Genomic DNA, 6,774 nt, shown 5'->3' with positions numbered 1-6,774 from the left:
TTGCCTTGGCACACCGTCAAACGCATTGACAAAGCTAGGTTGGTTCGGGAGTTGCCTGAAGTCGATTACGGTTCGCTCAGAACTCTGGTCATGGATGAGTTCGCATTGCACAAGGGGCACCGCTACGCCTCCGTCGTAGCCGATGCGGACACTCGGCAAGTGCTTTGGATCGGTGAAGGGCGCAGTCGCGAATCCATACGCCCCTTCTTTGAATCACTGGGCGAACACTGCGATCAAATCGAAGCGGTCGCGATGGATCAGAACAGCGCCTTTGACCTGGAGGTGAAGATGCACTGCCCGAATGCGGAAGTCGTCTACGACCTTTTTCATGTCGTTGCCAAATACGGCCGTGAAGTCATCGACCGAGTCCGCGTGGATCAGGCCAATGAACTAAGGCAGAACAAGTCGGCTCGCAGAGCGGTCAAACGTAGCCGATGGTTACTTCTAAAGAACAAGGACAACCTCAATGAAGAAGAACTTGTCAGGCTCGAAGAGCTGATGAATGCCAACCAATCCTTGGCTCAAGTCTACGTCCTGAAAGAACAGCTCAAAGAACTATGGCGAAGCTCAAGCATCTGGGGCGCCTTCAAACGCTGGCGCACATGGTGGAGGATGTGCCGTGAGTCCAAAATCAAACCCCTGCTCGCCTTCGCTGATAAACTCAGACCCTACCTCCGTGGAATCATAGCCTCAGCCAAATACCCACTCAACACCAGCGTGCTCGAGGGCATGAACAACAAGATCAAGGTCATCAAAAGAACCGCTTATGGCTTCAGGGATACGGAATACTTCTTCCTCAAGATTAAGCATGCTTTCCCCGGGAAATGACGATGAACCAAAAATAAGGTCGTCTCCTTCCGACGGTACCTCAAAGACTCCGTCCGGCCCCGCTGATTGCAAACGATAGTTGTCCGATCTCGTCTCCACCCGAATCGGGTTCCCCCAGGCATCGAGAATCATTCCGTTCTCGTCGAGAGATTCTTCTGTGAAGGACATATATCGAATCTGCTTTGGATTTCCGTCGTGGAAATTATCCCCTTGAAGTATAACCGCCAGGTCCGATGAATCGGAGAATTCCAATGGCTTTGCATAGTCCTGCTCAGTGAGTTGTATCGCGAAAGCAATCTGGGAAAACTGAGACATCGTGCGCGCTTTCAATGCTCCGATTCGGGTGAAACTCGAAAGAAAATTTATTCCAGCAAAAACCGCCGCTCCACCGAGAAATAGGGGCCAAAAAATCCATCTGAGGGTTCTCTTTTTCACATCGATGATGGTCTTGCGCTTATATTGAAGCAGGGTCCGGCGCATTGCATCTTTTCTCTTATGCCTTCAGCCTAAAATCGAGAGCTGGTCTTGTCCTGCAAAGCATGGAAGTTCTCGCAACTTTGGGTTTGACCCGCTTCTTATTCTTGAGCCCCGGGCGAATTCGAATTCCCTCGTCTCCCGGGAGGCTTTTCCCCTACACTCCTCCGCTGAGCGAAAATCATGTCTATCAACTTCTATCTTTTCATTCACCTCTTCGGAGCGTTTCTTCTCATTTTAGGGTATGGAGCCCTTTTGGCTCGGGCGGTTCTGGCCCCTGACAACAAGCCAGTGCGGATATTCGGTGCAATCCTCAGCGGCATTGGGCTCCTGATGATTCTCGTGGGTGGATTCGGAATGCAGGCCAAATTAAGTCTCGGTTGGCCGATCTGGCTCATCCTCAAGATCGTGATCTGGGTTCTGCTCGGCGGCGCATTGTCCATGATCAATAAGAAACCGGCATGGAACAAAGCACTTTGGGTCGCTGTCATCGTTCTGGCGGGCTTAGCCGCATGGCTGGGGGTCTTCGGAAACGTGACACCCGCTCTGCAGTAGTGATCCGCAGGGGCGGAATCCGGACTGGTTGAAGCTGCTCCCGGATCGGCAACCGCTCTATTCTTATGGCGAAAACGAACCGTCCTGCCCGCATTGCGATCTATGGCGGCACTTTTGATCCGATCCATCTGGGCCATCTGATCATCGCCGAAGATGCTCTACAGGCTGCACAGTTGGATCAGCTTCATTTCCTTCCCGCTTTCTCCGCGCCCTTACGCAGTCGGGACGCGGAAACTCCCGCCACCGACCGTCTTGCGATGGTTCGGGCCGCAGTGGAAAAGTATCCTCATTTTTCCGTGGACGACTTCGATATTCGGCAGGGACGCCGCGTCTACAGCGTCGAAACGGTCCGTCACTATCGGGCGCAATTCCCCGAGGCAGAATTATTTTTCCTCATCGGCCGCGATCAGTACGATCAACTAAACGACTGGCACGCCATTGATGAACTTCGGAAGGAAGTGACGTTTCTCTGTGCCTCCCGCGAAGGGAATCAGGACTCCACCCCAGAAGTCGAAGAGCCGGAGGATAAAGATGTGATTTTCCTTCCCTCGCGACGGATTGATATTAGCGCCACCGAGATTCGGGAACGAGCCCAACAGGGAGCATCGGTTCGCTCTCTTCTCCCGGCTGCCGTGGCCGATTATCTCGACCAAAACCCGCTCTATTCCCGTGGCTGAGACCAAATCCTGCAAACACTGCGGGACTCCTTTTCTGAGTGAATCGGACGAGGAGTTTTGTTGTGCAGGCTGCGCCCATGTTCACCAGTTGATCGAGGAGCGAGGATTGGAGAAATTCTACTCACTCCGAGGCCGTGCCATTGAACCCGTCTCACCCGCGGTCTCGCGACCGGCCGACTTCGAATGGCTCCGAGCGGCTGTTGGGGAAGCGGAAAAAACTGCCGAGGTCGAAGGCCGTGCGGCGCAGCTCTCCCTCGATGTAAAAGGAATTTCCTGCGTTGGTTGTGTGTGGCTTCTCGAGGAGCTTTTCCGCAAACAATCGGGCGGACGCCGATTCTCGGTCAACCCACAGAGTGGACGGGCCGAGCTCGAATGGCGCCCCGGCGTTTTCTCACCGGTGAAATTTGCTGAAGAAGTCCGGCGATTTGGCTATCGATTCGCCCCTCGCTCGGGCCCGACCGAGTCAGATTCCGGCCCCCTGTTGAGTCGATTGGGCATTTGTGCCTTTTTGGCCCTGAATACGATGCTTTTTACCCTGCCGGGTTACCTGGGCATGGAGAAGGATTTCCCCTTTGCAGATCTATTCGGGATCCTCACCGTCTTGTTCGCCTCGATCAGCTTTGGAGTCGGAGGGCTCTGGTTCGTGGGTCGGGCGTGGGACGCCGCACGAATGGGGGTTCTTCATATCGACCTGCCGATCGCTCTCGGAGTCAGTGCGGCTTGGGGTGGATCCATCATCGGATGGTTGCTGGGGCGCGAGGATCTCGTCTATTTCGATTTCGTCGCCATTTTTATCTTTTTAATGCTGACCGGCCGCTGGTTGCAGGAGCGATCCATTGAGCGAAACCGCGCCCGGGCACAGGCCTTGGATCCAGCGGCGACGACCTACCAGTCCCTCGTAGGAAATGAGCGCCTCGCCGCCGGAGCCATCCGCCCCGAGCACCGTTTCTCTCTAGAGCCCGGGCAGACCTTGCCGGTTCGTTCGGTTCTCGAGAATGGCCCGGCCACTTTTAGCCTCGAAAATATGAATGGCGAGTCGGATGGGGTCTCCTTCGAAACCAGTTCACGGGTCCCCTCGGGCGCCATCCTGACGAGCAGTGATCCGGCTCATTTGCGCGCCGAAGAGACATGGAAAGATTCTCTGCTTTTCCGTCTGACGAACGAGACAGGCGATCCGCCCCGCAACCTTCTCCTTGAGCGGATTTTGGTTTTCTACACCGGCCTGGTGATTGCACTAGCGGTGCTCGGAGGGACGGCTTGGGGAGTGTTCGGGGACGTTTTTTCCGGTCTCCAAGTGGCCATCTCTGTACTCGTCGTTTCCTGCCCCTGCTCCCTTGGGATTGCTTGGCCGCTCATCAATGACATCGCTGCGGGTCGATTACGGCGTCATGGGGTCTATTTGCGGGAAGGCGATCTCTGGGGACGTCTCGACGACGTTAAGGAAGCTGTTTTCGACAAGACGGGAACCTTAACCCTCGAGAATCCGACGCTCACCGATCCCTCCTCATTGGATCGTCTTGGCGAACCGGAAAAATCGCTCCTCCTGAGCTTGGTTGAATCCAGTTTTCATCCCGTCGGTCGGACTCTGCGGGAGGAACTCCTACGCCGCGGAGTACGCAGTCTGCCGCCCGATTCGTTTACCGAAATTGCCGGCCAAGGCGTCGTTGCCGCGAAAGGTTCCGAGGAATGGACGCTCGGGAAAGCGGGTTGGAAGGATGCCGAAGACGAGGCCGATGGGGCTACGGTTTTCGCTAGAAATGGGGAGGTGCTGACTCGGTTTGTCTTCACCGATTCCGTCCGCCAACAAGCCTCCGAGGAGTTGCAGAAGCTGGCTGACCGGGGTCTGGGTCTGGCCATCCTCAGTGGAGATCGTCAGGAAAAAGTCGATACCCTTGCCTCCGGTCTACCGATCCCGCGCGAACGGGCCTTGGGAGGACTGAGCCCGGAAGCGAAAGCCCAGTGGATCGAGAAGAATGCAAAAGGCTCAGCTCTGATGATTGGCGATGGGGCCAACGACGCCCTCGCCTTTTCCCGCGCTCTATGTCGTGGCACCCCACTCCTCGACAAAGGTCTTCTCGAATCCCGTTGCGATTTCTTTTTCACGGGACGCGATTTATCCGGCATCCGCCATCTTTTCGAAACCGGGGTTCTGCGGGCGCGCATTCTCCGCCAGGTCTTCACTTTCGCAGCCGTCTACAACGTAGCTGCCATCGCCCTCTGTCTCTTCGGCTGGATGAATCCGCTACTCGCGGCCATTTTGATGCCCTCCAGCGCTCTCCTGACCGTCGCCCGGGCCTCCCGGATGCGTCGCCGCTGATCTTGGTGTTGGGGACATAATCCAATCGGAAACCAATGGGTTCGCAACAATCCCGTTGCATGGAGAAGAAGCGCTTGCTGCACCGATAAAAGAGGTGAATACCGAGAGTCATGAGTGCTTCCAAAACAAAGAAACCGAGATCCGTTCAGTCGTATATCGATGAAACTCCTTTCTGGGAAGACGGTACCACCGTTAGCGACTCGCTGATTACGGGGATCCAGAAACGCATTTGGGTTCTGGCAACTGCCGGTAAATTTTTTGAGGGAATGGTCGTCTTTATGACGGGCGTGGCCATTCCCCTTCTCCATCAGGATTTTGGTCTTACCGCCGCCCAGAAAGGAATCGTTGGCGCCGCACCTCTTTTCGGCATCCTAATCGGGGCGACCGCTCTCGGGGGCCTCGCGGATACCTTTGGACGAAAGCGGATGTTCATCGCAGAGATGATTCTCTTCGTTCTCTTTCTTTTGGGCGTGGCTTTCAGTCCGGGTTATTGGACCTTTGTCATCTTTCTCTTCGGAGTCGGAACCGCCTTGGGATGTGACTATCCAACCGCCCACGTGGTGATTTCCGAGAGCATTCCGAGCCGGGTGCGGGGTCGACTGGTTCTCGGTGCCTTTGCCTTCCAGGCGGTGGGGGCTCTGTTCGGAACTGTCCTTGGATTCTTCATCCTCAAAGTCTATCCAGAGCCCGATGCATGGCGCTGGATGTACGGGAGCGTCCTTCCCCTCGGTGTCGTTATTGTTTTTCTCCGATTCTTCATTCCTGAGAGCGCCCACTGGCTGGTTTCGCAACATCGCCATGACGACGCCTGCCGGGCCCTTGGCAAATTGCTTCAGAGAAATCCGTCTTATCCGACTGAGATTATTCTGAAGATGCCGAAAAAGCCCCACAAGCATAAGAAAAAGAAGGCGACCTACGCCGATCTCTTTTCCCGAAAAAATCGCAGAGCGACGATTCTCGCTGCGATCCCCTGGTTCCTTCAGGATCTTGGCACTTACGGCATCGGTATCTTCACTCCGACCATTCTCGCGACGATGATCGGAGCCAAGAGCGCCGAACACAATCTCGCGGCAATCATTCACGACGACGTGCTGGCAGCCAAGGGATCGGCAATTCTCGACATCCTCCTCATCGTCGGGATTGTCTGCGCCGTCTTCCTCGTCGACAAGATTGGCCGGATTCGTCTGCAGATCTTTGGTTTTCTGGGTTGTGCGGTCGGCCTTCTCCTCGCGGCTCTTTCTCTCCATCCGGACGGATCGACGAATCTCTTTCTCATCTTTGTCGGATTCATGCTTTTTAATTTCATGACCAATATCGGGCCCAATGCCATGACGTATCTCATCGCGGGTGAAGTGTTCCCGACAAAACTACGCGGCAAAGGGGCTGGTTTTGCCGCTTCCTTTGCCAAGATTGGCGCCGTAACGACGGCCTTTCTCTTCCCCGTTTTACTCAATCAGATTGGCACGACCAACCTGCTCTACATCCTCATCGGCACCTCCATTATCGGTGCCGGAGTGACGGCTTGGTTTGGCATCGAAACCAAGGGCATCAATCTCGAATCCCTCGAGGACCCAGAGCCCGAAGACCCGACTCCCCCCTCCAAGGACAATCCAGTCGTCGAAGCCATGGCCCTGAAATCCGAGACCTGATTTTTTCATCCTCAGTAGGGACTCATCATCAGCCAAGGGGCTCGGTCGGTTTCGTTCGGGCCCCTTTTGCGTAAGGGCATAGTAGGGGCGCAGCTTTAGCTGCCCCCAATGCGATTTCTTCGGACGGATCCTGCTGGAGAGACCTTCCGCGATCGCAGGACCGCGCAGCTAAAGCTGAGCGGCTACTCGTAGGGGAGCAGCTTCAGCTGCCCCCATTGCGTATTCCTCGGACGGATCCTGCTGGGAAGACCTTCCGCAACCGCAGGACCGCGCA

Annotated in this window: 5 protein-coding genes; all 5 read left to right on the top strand. The window is 55.5% G+C overall.

Going from position 1 to position 6,774, the window contains the following annotated elements; genetic code table 11:
• A partial coding sequence (locus H5P30_RS07885) for an ISL3 family transposase (protein ID WP_185691362.1) occupies nt 1-828 on the top strand: 828 nt, incomplete at its 5' end.
• Between the two features lie 657 nt (nt 829-1,485).
• Nucleotides 1,486-1,857, top strand: a complete 372-nt coding sequence (locus tag H5P30_RS07880; protein ID WP_185692412.1) for a hypothetical protein — start codon at nt 1,486-1,488, stop codon at nt 1,855-1,857.
• Nucleotides 1,858-1,922: 65 nt separating this feature from the next.
• Nucleotides 1,923-2,534: a nicotinate (nicotinamide) nucleotide adenylyltransferase gene (gene nadD / locus H5P30_RS07875; RefSeq protein WP_185692411.1), complete on the top strand. Its 612-nt coding sequence runs from the start codon at nt 1,923-1,925 to the stop codon at nt 2,532-2,534.
• Entirely contained in the window at nt 2,527-4,851 is a 2,325-nt protein-coding gene (locus tag H5P30_RS07870) for a heavy metal translocating P-type ATPase metal-binding domain-containing protein (protein ID WP_185692410.1), read from the top strand. Before nadD ends, H5P30_RS07870 begins: the two co-directional genes overlap by 8 nt.
• A gap of 110 nt (nt 4,852-4,961) precedes the next feature.
• A complete protein-coding gene (locus H5P30_RS07865; RefSeq protein WP_185692409.1) occupies nt 4,962-6,500 on the top strand; it encodes an MFS transporter in 1,539 nt (512 codons plus the stop codon).
• The last annotated feature ends 274 nt before the right edge of the window (nt 6,501-6,774 follow it).

The sequence above is a fragment of the Puniceicoccus vermicola genome, from assembly GCF_014230055.1.
GTDB classification, from domain to species: Bacteria; Verrucomicrobiota; Verrucomicrobiia; order Opitutales; family Puniceicoccaceae; genus Puniceicoccus; species Puniceicoccus vermicola.
The sequence above is the reverse complement of the archived record's forward strand: the minus strand, read 5'-3'. Positions and strand labels throughout refer to the sequence as shown.